At 69.6% G+C, this 18,553-nt stretch carries 19 protein-coding genes; 5 read left to right on the top strand and 14 right to left on the bottom strand.

The window, feature by feature from the left end; translation table 11 throughout:
- Positions 1-93: 93 nt before the first annotated feature.
- A complete protein-coding gene (locus NA8_RS28505; protein WP_063053419.1) occupies positions 94-1,173 on the bottom strand; it encodes a tartrate dehydrogenase in 1,080 nt (359 codons plus the stop codon).
- Positions 1,174-1,183: 10 nt separating this feature from the next.
- Positions 1,184-2,656 carry an NAD-dependent succinate-semialdehyde dehydrogenase gene (locus NA8_RS28510; protein ID WP_157106971.1) on the bottom strand — a complete coding sequence of 491 codons (1,473 nt, stop codon included), beginning with the start codon at positions 2,654-2,656 and terminating at the stop codon, positions 1,184-1,186.
- A gap of 131 nt (positions 2,657-2,787) precedes the next feature.
- Between NA8_RS28510 and NA8_RS28515 the strand changes: the two genes are divergently transcribed.
- Both NA8_RS28515 and NA8_RS28520 read left to right on the top strand, forming a co-directional pair.
- Entirely contained in the window at positions 2,788-4,029 is a 1,242-nt protein-coding gene (locus NA8_RS28515) for an aspartate aminotransferase family protein (RefSeq protein ID WP_063053420.1), read from the top strand.
- Between the two features lie 59 nt (positions 4,030-4,088).
- Entirely contained in the window at positions 4,089-4,583 is a 495-nt protein-coding gene (locus tag NA8_RS28520; protein ID WP_063053421.1) for a DUF3830 family protein, read from the top strand.
- Between the two features lie 48 nt (positions 4,584-4,631).
- Here the strand turns inward: NA8_RS28520 and NA8_RS28525 are convergent, their stop codons facing one another.
- A complete protein-coding gene (locus NA8_RS28525; RefSeq protein WP_084467154.1) occupies positions 4,632-6,032 on the bottom strand; it encodes an amidase in 1,401 nt (466 codons plus the stop codon).
- A gap of 12 nt (positions 6,033-6,044) precedes the next feature.
- Entirely contained in the window at positions 6,045-7,010 is a 966-nt protein-coding gene (locus tag NA8_RS28530; RefSeq protein WP_063053422.1) for a D-2-hydroxyacid dehydrogenase, read from the bottom strand.
- 86 nt (positions 7,011-7,096) lie between these two features.
- Between NA8_RS28530 and NA8_RS28535 the strand changes: the two genes are divergently transcribed.
- From NA8_RS28535 to NA8_RS28545, 3 genes are read left to right on the top strand one after another with little or no spacing between them, the layout of a single operon-like run.
- Positions 7,097-7,837, top strand: a complete 741-nt coding sequence (locus tag NA8_RS28535; RefSeq protein ID WP_063053423.1) for a maleate cis-trans isomerase family protein — start codon at positions 7,097-7,099, stop codon at positions 7,835-7,837.
- 14 nt (positions 7,838-7,851) lie between these two features.
- Positions 7,852-8,583 carry a maleate cis-trans isomerase family protein gene (locus NA8_RS28540; RefSeq protein WP_063053424.1) on the top strand — a complete coding sequence of 244 codons (732 nt, stop codon included), beginning with the start codon at positions 7,852-7,854 and terminating at the stop codon, positions 8,581-8,583.
- The gene (locus NA8_RS28545; RefSeq protein ID WP_063053425.1) at positions 8,570-9,235 is read left to right on the top strand and encodes a GntR family transcriptional regulator; all 666 of its coding nucleotides are present in this window, start codon (positions 8,570-8,572) and stop codon (positions 9,233-9,235) included. The genes NA8_RS28540 and NA8_RS28545 overlap by 14 nt, the downstream gene beginning before the upstream one ends.
- Positions 9,236-9,316: 81 nt before the next feature.
- Here the strand turns inward: NA8_RS28545 and NA8_RS28550 are convergent, their stop codons facing one another.
- The 10 genes from NA8_RS28550 to infB form a co-directional block, all read right to left on the bottom strand.
- Entirely contained in the window at positions 9,317-9,739 is a 423-nt protein-coding gene (locus NA8_RS28550) for an EF-hand domain-containing protein (protein WP_063053439.1), read from the bottom strand.
- A gap of 128 nt (positions 9,740-9,867) precedes the next feature.
- Complete coding sequence (locus NA8_RS28555; protein ID WP_063053426.1) at positions 9,868-10,275, bottom strand: hypothetical protein; 408 nt, start codon at positions 10,273-10,275, stop codon at positions 9,868-9,870.
- A gap of 41 nt (positions 10,276-10,316) precedes the next feature.
- A complete protein-coding gene (gene truB, locus NA8_RS28560) occupies positions 10,317-11,216 on the bottom strand; it encodes a tRNA pseudouridine(55) synthase TruB (RefSeq protein WP_063053427.1) in 900 nt (299 codons plus the stop codon).
- Entirely contained in the window at positions 11,216-11,884 is a 669-nt protein-coding gene (gene npt, locus NA8_RS28565) for a 4'-phosphopantetheinyl transferase Npt (protein WP_063053428.1), read from the bottom strand. The genes truB and npt overlap by 1 nt, the downstream gene beginning before the upstream one ends.
- A gap of 57 nt (positions 11,885-11,941) precedes the next feature.
- The gene (locus tag NA8_RS28570; protein ID WP_157106972.1) at positions 11,942-12,898 is read right to left on the bottom strand and encodes a metallophosphoesterase family protein; all 957 of its coding nucleotides are present in this window, start codon (positions 12,896-12,898) and stop codon (positions 11,942-11,944) included.
- A 58-nt stretch (positions 12,899-12,956) separates the two neighbouring features.
- Positions 12,957-14,306, bottom strand: coding sequence for an MATE family efflux transporter (locus NA8_RS28575; RefSeq protein ID WP_063053441.1), 1,350 nt, complete (start codon positions 14,304-14,306; stop codon positions 12,957-12,959).
- A 236-nt stretch (positions 14,307-14,542) separates the two neighbouring features.
- Entirely contained in the window at positions 14,543-15,544 is a 1,002-nt protein-coding gene (locus tag NA8_RS28580; RefSeq protein WP_063053429.1) for a DHH family phosphoesterase, read from the bottom strand.
- A 13-nt stretch (positions 15,545-15,557) separates the two neighbouring features.
- A complete protein-coding gene (gene rbfA, locus NA8_RS28585) occupies positions 15,558-16,001 on the bottom strand; it encodes a 30S ribosome-binding factor RbfA (RefSeq protein WP_063053430.1) in 444 nt (147 codons plus the stop codon).
- Positions 16,002-16,099: 98 nt separating this feature from the next.
- A complete protein-coding gene (locus NA8_RS28590) occupies positions 16,100-16,390 on the bottom strand; it encodes a DUF503 domain-containing protein (RefSeq protein WP_040868135.1) in 291 nt (96 codons plus the stop codon).
- Positions 16,391-16,464: 74 nt separating this feature from the next.
- Positions 16,465-18,553: translation initiation factor IF-2 (gene infB, locus NA8_RS28595; protein ID WP_084467157.1), on the bottom strand; the 2,089-nt coding region annotated here is incomplete at its 5' end.

The following is an 18,553-nucleotide window of genomic DNA, read 5'->3' on the forward strand; positions in this document are numbered from 1 at the left end:
GGACGGAACGCTCGCCGCTCGCGCGCAGGCCACCGCCGCCATCGACCGCTCCGGTCACCGGCCGCGAATTCGAGAACTGTCCGAGCGACCAGGTCAGCCGAGTTCGGCCGCGGCGGCGCGGGTCAGTTCGGCGGCGCGAGCGGCGATGGCGTCGCCTAGTTCGGTGGTGGTCGCGGTGCCGCCGAGGTCCGGGGTGCGCATTTCCCCGGCTGCGAGCACGTCGCAGACCGCTCGGTCGACCGCGGCGGCCGCGGCGGACTCGCCAAGATGGTCGAGCAGCATCGCGCCCGCCAGGATCTGCGCGACCGGGTTCGCGATGCCCTGACCGGCGATGTCAGGGGCACTGCCGTGCACCGCCTCGAACATCGAGGGGCCGGTGCGCTCGGGATTGATATTGCCCGACGGCGCCAGACCGAGCCCGCCGGTCACGGCGGCGGCGAGGTCGGAGAGGATGTCCCCGAACAGATTCGAGCCCACGATCACGTCCAGCCGGTCCGGGTGCAGCACGAGTTCGGCGGCCAGCGCGTCGACGTGCATCTGCCGCGTCTGCACCCGGGGATACTCGGCCGAGACACGCTCGAAGACGCTGTCCCAGTAGGGCATCGAGTGGATGAGCCCGTTGGACTTGGTCGCCGAGCACAACCGCCCCGACCGTTCGGCGGCCCGCTCGAACGCGAAGCGGATGATCCGCTCGCATCCGGTACGGGTGAACACCGACTCCTGGAGCGCGAATTCGTCGGGGCGGCCCTCGTTGTGGATGCCGCCGATCCGCGAGTATTCGCCCTCGGAGTTCTCCCGCACGATGAGGATGTCCAAATCGTCGGCGGTCCGGCCGCGCAGCGCCGACTCCGTGCCGGGCAGCAGGCGCACCGGGCGCAGGTTGACGTACTGACCGAAGGCGCGGCGCAACGGGATCAGCAGACCCCACAGCGAAACATGATCGGGCACACCGGGAAAGCCGACGGCGCCGAGCAGGATCGCATCGAAGCCCGCGAGCCGCTCCGCGCCGTCGGGCGGCATCATCGCCCCCGTGCGCAGGTAGTTCTCACAGGACCAATCGAATTCGGTCCACTCCAGGCCGGGCAGCACGGCGTCGAGCACGCGCGCCGCCACCGCGGTGACGTCGACTCCGATCCCGTCACCCGGGATACTGGCGATGCGGTACCGGCTCACGAGAACTCCTTCACAGCCGCACTCCGATGTACTTGGTCTCCAGGAATTCGTCGATCCCGGTCAGCCCGCCCTCACGGCCGAGCCCGGACTCCTTGACACCGCCGAACGGTGCGGCCGGGTTCGACACCACGCCCTGGTTGAGGCCCACCATGCCGGTTTCCAGCGCCTCGCACACCCGCAATCCGCGCCGGAGGTTCTCGGTGAAGACGTAGCTCACCAGTCCGTACGGGGTGTCGTTGGCCCGGCTCACCGCCTCGTCTTCGGTGTCGAAGACACCGATCGCGGCGACCGGTCCGAAGATCTCGGTATGGCACAGCTCGGCGGCATCGGGCACGTCGACCAGGACGGTCGCGGGATAGAAGGTGCCCGGCCCGCCCGGCGCGGAGCCGCCGGTGAGTACCGTGGCCCCGCGGGCGCGGGCGTCATCGACCAGGCGCTGCACCTTGGCGACGGCCTCGGCGTCGATCAGCGGGCCGACCACCACGTCCGGCTCGGTGCCCCGGCCCATCGGCAGTTCCGCCAGCCGAGCGGCGAGCCTGCGGGCGAAGACGTCGGCGACGCCGCGCTGGACGAGGATGCGATTGGCGGCGGTGCACGCCTGGCCGATGTTGCGCATCTTCGCCGCCACCGCGCCCTCGACCGCCTCGTCCAGGTCGGCGTCGTCGAACACCAGCAGCGGCGCGTTGCCGCCGAGCTCCATCGAGGTGCGCATCACTGTCTGCGCGCACTGCGCGAGCAGCTGCTTGCCGACCGCCGTCGAGCCCGTGAAAGACAGCTTGCGCGAGCGGCCGTCGAGGATCAGCGGCGTCATCACCGCGGCGGGATCGGCCGTCGTGATGACGTTGACCACCCCGGCGGGCAGCCCCGCGGCCGCCATCACCTCGGCCAGCGCCAGCATCGACAGCGGCGTCTGCTCGGCGGGTTTCACCACGCAGGTGCAGCCCGCGGCGAGCGCGGGCGCGATCTTGCGCGCGCCCATGGCCACGGGGAAGTTCCACGGCGTGATGAGCAAGCTGGGACCGACCGGCTGCCGCGCCACGAGAAAACGCGCACCGCCGGTCGGGGCGGGCATGTAGCCGCCGTCCAGACGCACGGCTTCCTCGGCGAACCAGCGGAAGAACTCGGCGGCGTAGGCGATCTCGCCGCGCGCCTCGGCCAGCGGCTTGCCCATCTCCAGCGTCGCGATCAGCCCGAGCCGGTCGGTCTCGGCCAGCAACGCGCGGTGTACTCGCATCAGCAGGTCGCTGCGCTCGCGCGGCGGCGTCGCCGCCCAGTCGCGCTGCGCCGCGCACGCCGCGTCCAGCGCGGCGAGACCATCGGCCGCATCCGCGTCGGCGACCGCGCACAGCAGTGCACCGGTCGCCGGGTCGAACACCGGCAGCGTCCTGGCGGTTGTCCGCCATTGCCCCTGGATGAACAAGCCACGCGGCACCGTGTCGATCGCGGTCCGTTCGGCTGCGCTCAGCGTGGTTTCGGTGAGCATGGTCGGTGGCTCCTCTCGTCACCGCGCAGCGTTCGGCCATTGCTGCGACCCGTGCGGCCATGTTATGCATATTGTCAACAATCCGACAATAGGACTGTCCCTCATCCACCCGCTCCGGGAGGCGAATCACCGTGACCGAGCTCTCGCCCATCCTGAAACAGGCCACTCCGGTGACCGTCGACCACGGTGCGGGGTGCTATCTCTACGGCACCGACGGGCGCCGATACCTGGACTTCACCGCGGGTATCGGCGTGACGAGCACCGGCCACTGCCACCCGAAGGTCGTCGCGGCCGCACAGGCGCAGGTGGCCTCGCTGATCCACGGCCAGTACACGACCGTGCTGCATCGCCCGCTGCTGGAACTGACCGAACGGCTCGGCGCGGTGCTGCCCGACGGGTTGGACGCGCTGTTCTTCGCCAACTCCGGCAGCGAGGCCGTCGAAGCCGCGCTGCGACTGGCGCGCCAGGCTACCGGTCGCCCGAACGTCGTCGTCTTCCACGGCGGATTCCACGGCCGCACCGTGGCCGCCGCGACCATGACGACCTCCGGCACCCGATTCTCTGCCGGATTCAGCCCGCTCATGTCGGGGGTGCACGTCGCGCCGTTCCCCACCGCCTACCGCTACGGCTGGAGCGAGCGGGAAGCGACCGCCTTCGCGCTGCGTGAACTCGACTATCTGTTCGCGACGCTCACCTCGCCCGCGGAGACCGCCGCGTTCATCGTGGAGCCGGTGCTCGGTGAAGGCGGTTACGTGCCGGGCAGCACCGAGTTCTTCCACGGACTGCGTGAACGCGCGGACCGGCACGGCATCCTGCTGGTCTTCGACGAGATCCAGACCGGGTTCGGGCGCACCGGAAAGTTCTTCGGCCATCAGCACTTCGGGGTTCGACCGGACGTGATCACCATCGCGAAGGGCCTGGCCAGCGGGTTCCCGCTGTCCGGTATCGCGGCTTCGCGCGAGCTGATGTCGCGGGCGTGGCCGGGCTCGCAGGGTGGCACCTACGGTGGCAACGCGGTGGCGTGCGCGGCGGCGATCGCCACGCTCGACGTCATCGAATCCGAAGGGCTGGTGGACAACGCGGCCGCCCGCGGCGAACAGCTGTTGCGCGGTCTGCGCGACAGCGCCGTCAAGGCGATCGGTGACGTCCGTGGTCTCGGACTGCTCGCGGGCGCCGAGTTCACCACAGCCACCGGCGAACCCGATCCGGCGACCGCCGCGGCCGCCCAGCGCGCCGCGGTGGACAAGGGGCTGCTGCTGCTGACCTGCGGCGCGCACATGAACGTGGTGCGGATGATTCCGCCGCTGATCGTGACCGATACCCAGATCGAGGACGCTCTGGCGATCTGGTCCGAGGTGCTCGCCGAGTTGTAACTCGCGAACAACCCGTCCGTTGTGCCCGTCCCGCCGGGCACCGATCAGGAAGCAACCGCATGGCCCGCTACATCACGATCACACTCACCAAGGCCGCGATCACCTGCCGCGCCCGTTTGCTGGACGAGCAGGCGCCGCGCACCTGCGCGGCGGTGTGGAACGCGCTGCCGCAGGAAGGCGGCGCTTTTCACGCCAAGTACGCCCGCAACGAGGTGTACACCCTGCTCCCCCGGATCGACGCGGCCCCGCACCGGGAGAATCCGACGGTCACGCCGATCCCCGGCGACGTCTGCCTGTTCGATTTCGAGCCGTGGGAGATCGGCAATCCCGCCTACGGCTACGAGCCGGGCTCCGCGGCCGAGCACGAGCGTGGCGCCACCGATCTCGCATTGTTCTACGGCCGCAACAACCTGCTGATCAACGGCGACCTCGGGTGGGTGCCGGGGAATGTCTTCGCCACCATCGAGGAGGGGCTCGCCGAGATCGCCGCGGCGTGCAACACGCTGTGGTTGCACGGCGTGCAGGGCGAAACGCTCGCCTTCGCCCGCGCCTGAGACTCGAGCGCACGATGGCCCCGCGGCATGCCGCGGGGCCACTCGCGTTCAGGAAGCCAACACGAATTCGGCGTACCGGGCCACCGCCAGGACCAGATCGTCCGAGTGACGCGGACCGACGATCTGTAGCCCGACCGGCAGGCCCGCGGCCGTGGTGCCCGCCGGGATGCTGATCGCGGGCTGCTGGGTGAGATTGAACGGGTAGGTGAACGGAGTCCACTCGGGCCAGCTGCGCAGGCCGCTGCCGGGCGGCACGTCGTGTCCCGCTTCGAACGCGGGAATCGGCACCGTCGGGGTGATCAGCACGTCGTAGTCGGTGTGGAAGGCGCCCATCGTGATGCCGACTCCGGCCGCCACGTTGCGCGCGGCGAGATAGTCGACCGCGGTGACGGTCTCGCCACGCTCCCAGACCGCACCTAACCCGGGGTCCACCCGGTCGCGCGTGCCTTCCGGGAAGCCGGACAGCATGGTGGCCGCGCCGGCCGCCCACAGCAGTTCGAATGCCTCGCGCGGATCCTCGAAGCCCGGATCAGCGGCGCCGACCGTGAGCTCTGCCTCGGCCAAGCGAGCCACCGCCGCGTCCACGATCGCGGCGACCTCGGCGTCCACCTCGGCGTAGCCGAGCGTCGGCGAGTACGCGACGCGCAATCCCCGCACGTCGCGCTGCATCTCCGCGCGGAACGCGGTGAGCGTGGGAGCCAGTGCGGTGGGGTCGCGCGGATCCGGGAGCGACAGGATGTCCATCAGCAGCGCCGCGTCCTCGACGGTGCGCGTCATCGGGCCCGCATGCGCCAGCGGGCCGAACGGGCTGGCCGGGAACAGCGGAATCCGGCCGTAGGTGGGCTTGAATCCGACGATGCCGCAGAAGGCGGCCGGAATGCGCACGCTGCCCCCGCCATCCGTGCCCACCGAGACCGGGCCCAGGCCCGCCGCGACGGCCGCGGCGCTACCGCCCGAGGACCCGCCCGCGGTGGTGGACGGGTCGGCCGGGTTGCGGGTGACGCCCGCCAGCGGGCTGTCGGTGACCGCCTTCCACGCGATTTCCGGGGTGGTGGTCTTGCCGAGGAAGACCATGCCGTCTTCGCGCAGCCGCGCGGCCACCGGACTGTCCACCGACCACGGTCCGGCCGGATCGATCGACGTCGACCCGCGCCGGGTGGGCCAGCCCTCGGTCAGGAACACGTCTTTGATCGAGATCGGCACACCGTCGAGCAGGCCGCGGGCGTGACCGGACTGCCAGCGGGCCTCGGAATCCTTCGCCTGCACCAGGGCGCGATCGGGGTCGACGAGACAGAAGGCGTTGAGCGCGCCGTCACGGTCGGCGATCGCGCGCAGGATCGCCTCGGTCGCCTCCACGGGCGACAACGCGCCCGCCGCGTAGGCGGAGACCAGCTCGACCGCGGTCATGGCGGTCGGGTCGGTGGGTTGGTTCTTGTCGGGGTAGCTCATGGATGGGCTCCTTCAGCCGGGCACGTACCCCAGCCTTTTGTCGACCACGTTGTCCAGCGGACGTCCGGCGATCCAGTTGTCGAAGTTCTCGGTGAACGCGTCGACGATCTCGGTGCGCCATCCGATGAAATCACCGGAGTTGTGCGGGGTGATCCGGACGTTCGGCAGTTCCCATAGGGGGTGATCGGCGGGGAGCGGCTCGGGGTCCACCACATCGAGCGCCGCCGCGGCGATCGATCCGGTGCGCAGCGCGGCAACGAGATCGTCGGTCACAACGAGTTCCCCACGTCCGACGTTGACAAACCTGGCGTGCGGTTTCATCGCGGCGAAGGCGGCGGCATCGAACATGTTCCTGGTCTGCTCGGTGAGCGGGGCAATCGCGACCACGTAGTCGGCGCCGGCCAGTTCGGCGTGCAGATCGGTGGCGATCTCGCCGAAATCCGGATCCGGCGCGCGCTCGCGCCTGCCCACCGCGCGCACGGTCATCCCGACCGCGCGCAGCAACCGGGCGATATGGCGTCCGATCGAGCCGGTGCCGACGATCAGCGCCGTCGCCCCCTCGACTCGTTCGGATTCCCGATGCCGCCACTCGTGCCGCTGCTGCAGCAGCAGCGAGCCGGACAGGTCTTTGGCGAAACCGAGGATCTGGCCGAGCACGTATTCGGCGATCGCGCCGTCGAAGACGCCTCGGGTGTTGGTCACCACCACGTCACTCGCCCGCAGCTCGGGAAACATCGCCGGGTCGACGCCGGTCGAGCCCATGTGCACCCATCGCAAACGGTCGGCGGCATGCCAGGCGCCCGGCAGCGCCCGCGTACCGAAGTCGTAGACGAACAAGACCTCCGCTCCACGCAGGGCGTCCGCCAACCCAGGCGCCTGGGTGTACCTGATGGTGGCGCGTCCCGCTACTCGGTCCATTCGCTCGGCGTCGGGCACACTGTCACTGTGCAGGACGACGACAATCGGGCCCTGTTCCACATTGACACACTAAGATCACATCGTATGATTGTCAACAATCCGATCGTGTTCGGAGGTCGTCCCGGCTGAGCGCGAGAGGGGCCGTAGTGGATCTGAGCTTTCCCGACCTCGAGGGGCCCGTTGCCCAACGAGGCATCGGGATCATCGCACCGTTCGATCTCGCACTCGAACGGGAGCTCTGGCGGTGGGCGCCACTGGATGTGAGTCTGCACCTGGCGCGCACCCCCTACGAGCCGGTCCCGGTCTCGCTGGAGATGGCCGAATTGGTGTCCGACGCGGCGCATCTCACCGCGGCCACGCACAACGTGCTGCACGTGGAACCCGAAGTCGTGGCCTACCTGTGCACGTCGGGCAGTTTCATCAAAGGCCTCGCCTACGAGAAGTCGCTGCGCGAGACCATCTGCCGGGCCGGGGCGCAGGACGCGGTCACCACCTCTGGCGCGTTGCTGGAAGCGATTCGCCATCTGGATCTCACCCGGATCTCGGTGCTAACCCCCTACGACGAGATCCTGACCCACCGGCTGCACGAATTCCTCGCCGAGGCCGGTTGCGCGGTGGTGCGCTCCGACCACCTCGGGCTCGGCGGCGGCATCTGGAAGGTCAGCTACCGCACGATCGCCGAACGCATCGTCGGCGCCGACGATCCCGAGGCCCAGGCCGTCTTCGTCAGCTGCACCAACCTGCCGACCTACGACGTGATAGAGCCGCTGGAGAAGGCGCTCGGCAAACCGGTGCTCACCGCCAACCAGCTCACCATGTGGGCCTGTCTCGGCCGGATGAAGCTGCCGATGATGGGCCCCGGCAAGTGGCTGCTCAACGTTTTCTGAAGGAAGAACATCGCATGGACGCACCCACCGTCGGTTTCATCTACCCCGACCACGCCGCCGAGGACGACTACCCGCTCGCGGCGGCGGCGATCGGCGCGCACCTTCCCGTGGCCCATATCTACGGCACCGATCTGCACGCCGTCCCCGAACTGCTCGAGCTGGGCAGCCCCGAGAAACTGCGCCTCGGCGCCTCCTTGCTCGCCCGGCACAGCCCCGACGCGATCGTATGGGCCTGCACGTCCGGCAGTTTCGTCTACGGACCCGAGGGCGCACGCGACCAGGTGCGCGCGCTGGCCGAAGTCGCGGGCGTGCCTGCGACCAGCACCAGCATCGCGTTCGCCGACGCCGTGCACGCGCTCGGACTGCGCACCGTCGCCATCGCCGCCAGCTATCCCGACGACGTCGCCCGGCTGTTCGTGGAATTCCTCGCCGACGCGGGCATCGATGTCGTCTCGATGTCCAGCGCGGGAATCGACACCGCTGCCGAGGTCGGCACCCTCACCCCGGCCCAGGTGCTGCGGCTGGCGGTGGACAACGACCACCCCGCCGCGCAGGCGCTGCTCATCCCCGATACCGCGATGCACACCATGGCGGCGCTGCCGGACCTGGAGGCTACGCTGGGCAAACCGGTGCTCACAGCCAATCAGGTCACCATCTGGGCGGGTCTGCGGCTGGCCGGCGCAGAGCCGGTCGTTCCCGGCCTCGGCACCTTGTTCGCGGAAAGGCACCTAGATGTCCGTCGTTGATTTCGAGCCGGTGAATCGGCAGTCGACCGCGGAGATGATCGCCGATCGGCTCCGCGAGGCGATCATGCGCGGCAGTCTCGCGCCCGGATCGCAGCTCGGCGAAGCCGACCTGGCCGCGCAATTCGCGGTCTCACGCGGGCCGGTGCGCGAGGCGATGCAGCGCTTGGTGTCCGAGGGCCTGCTGCACAGCATCCGCCACCGCGGCATCTTCGTCATCGAACTGAGCCTCGACGACGTCGTCGACATCTACCGCGCCAGGACGGCGCTGGAGGGCGGGGCGCTGGAACTGATCCTCGACGGCCGCCGCCCGATCGCCTACGAGGCGCTCGGGCCCAGCGTCGAGGAAATGGTCACCTGCGCCGAACGCGGTGACGCGGTCGGGGTATCGGAGGCCGACCAGGCCTTCCACGAGGCGCTGGTGGAAAGTGCGGCCAGTCCGCGGCTGGTACGCGCGGCCCGCACCTTGCTGATCGAGACGCGGATGTGCCTGGGCGCCTTGCAGACCACCTACCCGGACCTGCGAGAACAGGCCCGTGAACACGTCGACCTGCGCGAGGCGATCGGCACCGCCGACCCCGCGCGCGCCCGCGCTCTGCTCGTCGAGCACATGGACGACGCCGTGCAACGCCTTCGGCACCAGATCGGTGGCTAGCGCGGGCTGCCATACCTTCGCGCCGGCGCAGACCGGTTCGCCGGCTGCGCGGTCCACGCGGCACCTTCGGTTCGCGCGCCGCTATCGGGAGAGAAACTCCAGCAGCGCACGGAATTCCGGCAGCGAGAGATAGCCGTCGCCATCGGTGTCGGCAGCGGCCAGCAAAGCGTCCGCCGGTTCATCGATCCGGCCCGCGCCGCAGTGACGGATGAGCGATTCGAGTTCCTCGACGCAGATGCGGCCGTCGCCGTTGACGTCGAAGACCTTGAACGCGGCGTCGGCGTCGGTCACCTCGATGCGCCCGCCCACCAGCGCGGCGTCGAATTCGGCGCGCGAGACCAGGAAGTCACCGTCGGTGTCGGCGGCCGCGACCAGCCGTTCCACCGCCGCGTCGTCTACCTCCAGACCGAGCGCCCGGATACCCGCCGTGATGTCCCGCACCGAGACCAGCCCGTCCCCGTCGCTGTCCCACAGTTCGAACGTATCCGCCTGTCCATCACTCACGCCCGCCACCTTCGCCGCCGTTGCCCGACCATGGCCGCCGCAGGCGACCACCCCACACTGTACGGATTCTCCTGAGCGACAGGGCTTACCGAAACTGTGCCAGGGCCGGGAGCCGGGCGGGTGCGGGATCAGCAGACGAGAGTGTGATCCTGCGGCACGGGCAAGTGCCTGCATTGCAGGTCGTCGAGCAAGCGGTCGGGGGCCGGCACATCCACGACCCGGTCGAGAAGGTCGGCGCCACCAGGTTGTCGAACCTCGACACGATGGGATCCTCCCGGCAGGTTGTAGGCCAACGAGTAGGCGTGTCGCTGGGCGACCTTGCACGGGTGGCCGTCGCAGCTCACGTTCCGGCCATCGATCCACACTTCCACCTCGGTCACCGGCACATCATCGGAGTCCGGGAGGGCGACCACTATCCGGCCGCGACCTTCGATCACCGATGCCGGTCTGGCTGCGAGAGCGTCCCCGGCGGTGGTGACGACCAGTGCCGCACCGCCGACAAGGACCGCCGCCGCGGCCGCGATAGTTCGCACCATTGATGCTCAACCTCTCACTGTCGATACGACACCAGCATGGATCAAAGGTTGGCCGGACGGACGACCATCACCGAGGACGCGCGATTACCGGACTCCCGCAGCAGGGCGATGGCGCGGCCTGCCGGGTCGATGGCGGCATAGACGCCGGAAAGCCCGGCCGGGGCGAGCCAACGGCCGTTGCGCAGGTCGTCGGCTTGCCTATCGTCGATGTCCCGGTGTGGGAAGGCGGTCCGGACCGCGGCGTCCATGTCGAGGCTCAACGGCGGCGCGCCCGATTCCGCGCCGGCGGCCAGCTCGTCCAGCGTGCGGGCGTGTTCGAGGGTGAACGGCCCGACCCTGGTTCGGCGCAACGCGGTCAGGTGGCCGCCGACGCCCAGCGCCGCGCCGAGATCGCGCGCCAGCGCCCGCACATAGGTGCCAGAGGAGCATTCGACCGCCACGTCCACGTCGGCGAAATCGCCGATATCGCGCCGGGCGAGCACATCGAACCGCGACACCGTGACCGGGCGGGCAGCCAACCGCACGTCTTCGCCCGCGCGGTGGCGGGCATAGGCGCGCTCACCGTTCACCTTGATCGCGCTCACGGTGGCAGGCACCTGGTCGATGTGCCCGGTGAGTTCGGCTGTACGCGCGGCGATGTCGTCGTCGGTGAGGTGAACGGACGGGGTGGTCGTGAGCACCTCGCCCTCGGCGTCGTCGGTGCTGGTCGCCTGCCCGAGCCGGATGGTCGCGGTGTACGCCTTGGTCGTCAGGGTGAGCAGGCCGAGCAGTTTGGTCGCGCGCTCCACACCGAGCACCAGCACGCCGGTCGCCATCGGATCGAGGGTGCCGGCGTGGCCGATCTTCTTGGTGTGCAGTAGCTTCCGGCATTTCGCGACGACGTCGTGGCTGGTCCAGCCGCCGGCCTTGTCGATGATGAGCAGCCCGCCTAGTCCGTCCATCAGACGTGCGCGATCGCGGTCAGGATGTACCCGTCGGTGATCAGCCAACGGCCGTCGAACGAGTGCAACGGCGGCCCTCCGTCGGTGGTCTGCCCAGGCACCAGCAATTCGGTGCGGAAGCTGCCGCGCCCGGAATCGGCGGAGCTGTCCTCGATCTCGAACGTGATGTGCGCGTCTTCGAAGCCCAGCCAGCGCAGGGTCAGGGGGAACCACGCCTTGTAGGTGGCCTCTTTGGCGCAGAACAGCAACCGGTCCAAATGCAACTCGGAGTCGGTGGTCTTCAGCCACTCCCGCTCCGGCGGCAGGCTGACCGAGTCCAGTACGCCGTCCGGCAGCGTGGCGTGCGGCTCGGCGTCGATGCCGATCGAGCGGAACCGCAGCTTGTGGCCCAGCGCGGCGGCCTGGTAGCCGTCGCAGTGGGTCAGGCTGCCGACGATTCCGCGCGGCCACACCGGAGCGCCGCGCTCGCCCTTGCCGATCGCGACCGGCTGCTCGCCGAGCTGGGTGAGCGCCAACCGGGCGCAATGCCGCGCGCCGATGAAGTCGCGGCGTCGCTTCTCCACCGACTTGGCGATGAGATGCTCCTCCGCCGGATGCGGCCGCAGATCCTCCGGGTACGCCAGCAACTCGGCCGAGGCCACACCCGTGGGCAGAATGTTCTCGATCATCACCGACGAGCGTAGTCGAGCCGCACACGGCGGTCTCGCAGCGCCATGTGCCGCGAACTACAGTCCGCGCCGCTGCTGCGCCTTGCTGCGCATCTCCGCCGCGGCGGCTTCCATCTCGGGAGTCACCTGGAAGTGCCCGCCCCACTTGTTCAGCGTGCCCGGCGGATACTGCGGGGTGGGCAGGATCTGGCGCAGCAACCGCTCGGGCAGGCCGCGGCGCTGCCATTCGCGCGGGTAGCCCAGCGAGACCTCCTCGAACCGGACGCCGTCGTAGTGCGAGGTGCGCGGGATGTGCAGGTGGCCATAGACCGAGCAGACCACGTTGTAGCGGGTGTGCCAGTCGGCGGTCAGCTCGGTGCCGCACCACAGCGCGAACTCGGGATAGAACAGCACGTCGGTCGGCTGCCGGACCAGGGGGAAGTGGTTGATCAGGACGACCGGGGCATCGGGGCCGAGGGCGTCGAGCTTGCGCTTGGTCACCTGCACCCGGGCATGGCACCACGCGTCCCTGGTCAGGTACGGCTCCGGCGAGAGCAGGAATTCGTCGGTCGCCACCACGTTGCGCTCGCGGGCGATCGCCAGACCCTCCGCCTTGGTGGTGGCTCCCTCCGGCAGGAACGAGTAGTCGTAGAGCAGGAACATCGGCGCCAGCGTGACCGCCCCGCCGTGCTCCTGCGCGCCCGCGCCCCGCCATACCGGAAAAGGGTCCTCCGGCGTGAGGACGTCCAGGTCACGACACATCGACACCAAGTAGTCGTAGCGCGCCACCCCGGACATCTGCACCGGGTCCTTGGCCGTGGTCCACAGCTCGTGATTGCCCGGCACCCAGATCACCTTGGCGAACCGGCGGCGCAGCAGCTCCAGCGCCCACCGGATGTCCTCGGTCTTCTCCCCCACGTCGCCGGCCACGATGAGCCAGTCCTCCGGCGAGTCCGCCTTGATCTGCTCGACGACCGGCCGATTCCCCTGGTGCCCGACATGAATGTCGCTCACCGCCATCAACTTGGGTATCACCACACCTACCTTGGCACATCCGTCCGGATTCGCGCGCACCGGCCGAGCCGGGTGTCGGTCACCTGGGCAGCTCGGCGCCGACCAAGGCCCACCGGCCCGACAGCGCCCGCCACGCGACCGCGATCAACCGCAACAGCATGAACGCCCCGAGGCCCGACCAGATTCCGGCGACGCCCCAGTCGAAGGCCAGCGACAACCAGATGGCGGGCAGGAAACCGAGCATTGCCGCACCGAGCGTGGTGGTACGCAGATACGCCGCGTCGCCCGCACCGAGCAGCACGCCGTCGAGGGCGAAGACGATGCCCGCCACCGGAATGAGCGCGACGAAGAACCACCACACCACGTGGGCACGCTCGAGCACTTCGGCGTCTTCGGTGAACAGTGCCGGAATCGCCACCGCTCCCGCCGCGAAGCAGGCGGCGAGCCCGAGGCTGAAGATCTCCGACCAGCCGGTCACGCGCCGTGCGATCCCGCGGGCGCCGGTGGCGTCGCCCGCGCCCAGAGCGGCGCCGGTGAGTGTCTGCGCGGCGATGGCCAGCGCGTCCAGGGCCAGCGCCAGGAAGTTCCACAGTTGCAGCACCAGCTGGTGGGCCGCTACCGACGCGGCGCCGAAACGCGCGGCGACCGCCGCCGCCGAGACGAAGCACGCCTGGAAGGCGAAACTGCGGGCGATGAGATCGCGCCCGAGCACGAGCTGGGCCCGCATGACCGACCAGTGCGGGGCGAGGGGGACCCCTTCGCGGATCAGCGCGTCGAGGAACAGCACGGCGGTGACGATCTGCCCCGCCACGTTCGCCACGGCCGAGCCGGGCAGGCCCAAGTGCGGCGCGCCGAGCAGTCCGTGCACCAGCGCGGGGCAGAGCACGCCCGACACCACGAGTCCGGCGGCCACGAAGGCCAACGGCCTGCGCGTCTCCTGGACGCCACGCATCCACCCGTTGCCCGCCATGGACATCAGGATCAGCGGCACACCGAACAGGGCGATGCGCACCCAGCCCAGCGCTTCCTCCGCGATATCCCCACCACCCGCGATGGCGCTGGTCACCGGTACGGCCAACGCCTGGACCAGCACGAGGATCGCGACGCCGACGGCGCCCGCGATCCAGGTGGCCTGCACACCTTCGGCGACGGCTCCTCGATGGTCGCCCGCGCCGTGGCGACGCGCCGAGCGCGCGGTGGTGCCGTAGGACAGGAAGGTCAGCTGCGAACTCGTCTGCGCGAGAATCAACCCTCCGACGGCGAGACCGGCCAGCGCGAGCGCCCCGAGCCTGCCGACCACGGCCAGATCGAACAGCAGGTAGATCGGTTCGGCCACCAGCACGCCGAGGGTCGGCAACGCGAGGCCGAGAATGCGCTGCGGTCCGGCAGCGGCGGCGCGATCGACGCGCGCCGACTCCGTCCCACCCATGGGGGAAGCCAGGTCACCGATCTCCGCGCCGCGGGAACCCTGCGCGTTCACGAACACCTCCCCGAGACCACCGTCGTTCCGCTCGCGCTCCACCTTCGCACGCCCCACCGACAACCACGGCAGCGTGCGGCGGGCTTCGCCCACCCCGCGATTCCGGACGGACAGGGCGACGCCCGGACGACGTCACGGCCACCGCGCGGGCGCCCCGGCGCGGCGCCGCTACCGACGAGCACGCCTCATCCGAGTGCGGCCAGCAGCGCACCGACCAGATCGCCGGGCGTGCCGTACGCGGTGTATCCGGCGGCGAAACGGTGGCCGCCGCCGCCCAGCGCTGTCGCCACCTCCGCGACGTCCACCCCGTCGCCCGCGCACGATCCGCTCTCGCGCGAGCGCAGCGACACCGTCCACCGGTCCGGCACGACACGGGATTGCTTGAAGACCGCGGCGATTCCCGCTTCGGCGGTTGTGCGCACGATGTCGATCACGCTCTCGACTTCCTCCGACCGCACGTCGTCGATGTCGTCGCGACGCACGAACGCGTACACCAGCCCCACACCGCCGCGGACCTCCGGGACGAGCTGCGCCGTGCCGAGCACCCGCGACAACATGGGCAGCCACCCGAACGGGTGGGTGTCCATCAAGGTGCGAGCGATGTCCGCGCCATCGATTCCGGTGGCCAGCAGCCGTTCCGCGAGTTCATGGGTACCGGGCCGCACCCACCGGAACGAGCCGGTGTCGGTGACCAGACCGGCATAGAGACAATGCGCGACGTCCGCGGTTATCGGCACGCCCCACGCGTCGAGCACCCGCGCGACGAGGCTCGTGGTGGACTCGGCGCCGGGATCGACCACGTTGATCGCGCCGAAGGAGGTGTTCGACCGATGGTGATCAATCACCATCGTCGTTGCGGCGCCGGGCAATCGGTCGGCGAGCGCGCCCAACCGGGTCGCGCTGCCGCAGTCGACCGCGATCAGCAGGTCCACCTCGGCACGCACCTCGGCGGGCGCCACCAGGTGCCGCACGCCGGGCAGCGACCGCATCGACACGGGTAACTCCGCCGGTTCGGCGAAGGACACCTGCACCGGGATCCCGCGCCGGTGCAGCACCAGCGCCAGCGCGAGACCACTTCCTACGGTGTCCGCATCGGGCTGCACATGGCAAACGATGGTCACCGAGCGCGCGGCGTCCAACGCCGCCACGGCCACGTCCAAATCGGCCGTTTCCCGCATCGTCGTCATCGACTACCGCATGTCACTCGTCGGCGTCGCGTTCGGCCTTGTAGGGGTCGGCGTCACCCGCGGGCCTGGCCGTGGCGGCCACCTTGGCGACCTCGTCGTCCGCGGCCCGCGCCCTGGCGAGTAGTTCCTCCATCTGCCGTGCCGCGTCAGGCACGGTGTCCAGTACGAATGCCAGCGTCGGGGTGAACTTGACCCCCGTTCCCGCGCCCACCTTGGAGCGCAGGACACCCTTGGCCTTCTCCAGGCCGATCGCCGCACCTTCGTAATCGGGCTCGGCGTCGAGGGTTTCGCCCATCACGGTGTAATACACCGTCGCCTCCCGGAGATCACCGGTGACTTTGGCGTCGGTGATGGTCACGAAACGCAGCCGCGGGTCCTTCACCTCGTATTCGATCGCGGTCGCGACGATCGAGGAGATCCGCTTGGCGAGTCGGCGTGCCCTGGCTTGGTCCACCATGGCCGTTTCCTCCTCACTATCAACTCTGTTCGATGGCGGTCGGAGCGCGGACCGGTGTCGCCACCGGAACTCCGTCCTCCGCGCCGTCGCTGCGCCGGTCAGTCTTCGGGCCCGAAGATCCGGCGGCGCACCGCCAGCAACTGTAACTCCGGACGGGACGCGACGTGCCGTTCACATTTGTCCAGCACCTCGGTCAGGTGATCCATGCCTGCGCTGACCATGGCCACGCCCAGTAGCGAGCGACGGTATAGATCGTGTTCCCCACCTTCGGCGGCACTCACACCGAAGCGCTGCAATTCGGCCAGGATCGGCCGGATCACCGAGCGCTTCTGTTTCAGTGAATGCACATCGCCGAGCAGCAGGTCGAACTCCAGTGCACCCAGGTACACCCACACCCTCCACTGTCAGGAAGACCGGCCGGACGCCGCGCACGTCGCGCGGCGTCCGGATTCGTCTCGGTCTATCAGTCGCGCGGCTTCTCGCGCAGCTCGTAGGCCTCGATGATGTCGCCTTCCTTGATATCGGAGTAGGTGACCGTCATACCGCATTCGAAGCCCTCGCGGACCTCGGTGACGTCGTCCTTCTCCCGGCGCAGCGACGAGATCGTCGTCGTCTCGGCGATCACCACGTTGTCCCGGAGCAGGCGCGCCTTGGCGTTGCGCTTGACCGAACCCGACGTGACCATGCAACCGGCGATGTTACCGATCTTCGACGATCGGAAGATCGCCCTGATCTCGGCCCGGCCCAGCTCGACCTCTTCGTAGATCGGCTTGAGCATGCCCTTGAGGGCCTTCTCGATCTCGTCGATGGCCTGGTAGATCACCGAGTAGTACCGAATGTCGACACCCTCGCGGTTGGCCAGCTCGGTGGCCTTGCCTTCGGCGCGGACGTTGAATCCGATGATGATCGCGTTCGACGCCGAAGCGAGGTTGACGTTGGTCTCGGTGACGCCACCGACGCCGCGGTCGATCACCCGCAGACGCACCTCGTCGCCCACCTGGATCTGGAGCAGCGCCTCCTCGAGGGCCTCGACCGTACCCGAGTTGTCGCCCTTGAGGATCAGGTTCAGCTCGCTGGTCTCCTTCAGCGCGGCATCCAGATCTTCCAGGCTGATCCGCTTGCGGCTGCGTGCGGCCAGCGCGTTGCGCTTGCGCGCATTGCGCCGGTCGGCGATCTGCCGGGCGATCCGGTCCTCGTCGACCACGAGCAGGTTGTCACCGGCGCCGGGCACCGAGGTGAAACCGACCACCTGGACGGGCCGCGACGGCAATGCCGCCTCGACGTCGTCGCCGTGCTCGTCGACCATCCGGCGCACGCGGCCGTAGGCGTCTCCCGCCACGATCGAGTCGCCGACCCGCAGGGTGCCGCGCTGGATCAGCACGGTCGCCACCGGGCCTCGACCGCGGTCGAGGTGCGCCTCGATGGCCACACCCTGCGCGTCCATGTCCGGGTTGGCCCGCAGGTCCAGCGCCGCGTCTGCGGTCAGCAGGACCGCCTCGAGCAGCGCATCGATGTTGATGTTCTGCCTGGCGGAGATGTCGACGAACATGGTCTCGCCGCCGTATTCCTCGGCGACCAGGCCGTACTCGGTGAGCTGCTGACGAACCTTCTGCGGGTTCGCGCCTTCCTTGTCGATCTTGTTGACCGCCACCACGATCGGCACGTCGGCCGCCTGTGCGTGGTTGATCGCCTCCACCGTCTGCGGCATGACGCCGTCGTCGGCGGCGACCACCAGGATCGCGATGTCGGTGGCCTTCGCACCGCGGGCACGCATGGCGGTGAACGCCTCGTGACCGGGGGTGTCGATGAAGGTGATGAGCCGGTCCTCGTCACCCAGATGGGTGAGCACCTGGTAGGCGCCGATGTGCTGGGTGATGCCACCGGCCTCGCCCTCGCGGACGTTCGCCTTGCGGATGGTGTCCAGCAGTCGGGTCTTACCGTGGTCGACGTGACCCATGACGGTCACCACCGGCGGACGCTGTTCGAGGTCTTCCTCGCCGCCCTCGTCCTCGCCGTAGGTGAGGTCGAACGACTCCAGCAGCTCACGGTCCTCGTCCTCGGGGCTGACCACGTGGACGACGTAGTTCATCTCGCTGCCGAGCAGCTCGAGGGTCTCGTCGTTCACCGACTGGGTCGCGGTGACCATCTCACCGAGGTTGAACAGGGCCTGGACCAGCGCGGCCGGGTTCGCGTCGATCTTCTCCGCGAAGTCCGACAGCGACGCGCCGCGGGCGAGCCGGATGATCTCGCCGTTGCCGCGCGGCAGCCGCACGCCGCCGACGGCGGGCGCCTGCATCGAGTCGTACTCTTGCCGCTTCTGCCGCTTCGACTTGCGGCCACGACGGGGAGCGCCACCGGGACGGCCGAACGCGCCTGCCGCACCACCGCGGCCACCGGGACCACCCGGACGACCGCCACCGCCGCCGCCACCGGGACGACCGCGGAAACCGCCGGCCGCGCCGCCACCGGCACCGGGCGCACCGGCACCAGCGCCAGGGGCGCCGCCGCCACCACCGCGGTAGCCACCACCGCCACCACCGCCGGGACGACCC

It is taken from the genome of Nocardia arthritidis NBRC 100137, assembly GCF_001612765.1.
GTDB lineage: Bacteria > Actinomycetota > Actinomycetes > Mycobacteriales > Mycobacteriaceae > Nocardia > Nocardia arthritidis.